The organism is Streptomyces sp. NRRL F-5630, assembly GCF_000719475.1.
In the GTDB taxonomy this organism is placed as follows: Bacteria; Actinomycetota; Actinomycetes; order Streptomycetales; family Streptomycetaceae; genus Streptomyces.
In genome coordinates this window covers 1-650 of the sequence record NZ_JOGO01000195.1, presented here as the reverse complement: position 1 = coordinate 650, position 650 = coordinate 1, and the positions used below count along the sequence as shown (strand labels likewise).

At 70.5% G+C, this 650-nt stretch carries 1 protein-coding gene; it reads left to right on the top strand.

The features are described 5' to 3' along the window. Positions 1-2: 2 nt before the first annotated feature. On the top strand, positions 3-650 hold a 648-nt coding region (locus IF99_RS0130305), incomplete at its 3' end, for a phosphatase PAP2 family protein (RefSeq protein WP_037828310.1).

Here is a 650-nt window from a genome sequence, read left to right as displayed (position 1 = left end):
GAGTGGGTACCGAACCGAACCTCACCCGTCTGGACCGGCTGTTCGCCCGGCTGGACCGTGAGCAGCAGCGGCCGGAGCAGCTCCATGTGCCGCGCATGAGCCGGCACAGGATCGCGCTGTTCGGCGCGACGCTGGCGTTCTACGCCACCATCGTCGTGGCCGTGATCACCACGAGCTGGCTGGTCCGGCTGGACTGGCAGCTCATGTTCTTCCGCCCCTACCAGCAGTGGCCCGAGATCCACCCGTACCTCGACTACTACGTGGTCCTCGGACAGCGCGGCCCGACGGCGGTGATGGTCGCGGCCTGGCTGGGCTGGCGCTCCTGGCGGCAGCACACGCTGCGGCCGCTGCTGGCGCTCGGCGCCTCGCTGCTGCTGCTGAACGTCACGGTGGGCGCCGCCAAGATCGGCATGGGCCGCCTCGGCCCGCACTACGCCACCGAGATCGGGGCCAACGAGATGTGGCAGGGCGGCGATATATTTCCGTCCGGCCACACCGCCAACGCCGTCGTGACCTGGGGCATCCTCGCCTACCTGGCCGCCACGCCACGCGCCCGCCGCCACCTGTCGACCCTGTCGGCGGTGGTCTCCCTCGGGGTCGGCCTGACCACGGTCTACCTCGGTACGCACTGGCTGAGCGACGTGCTGCTG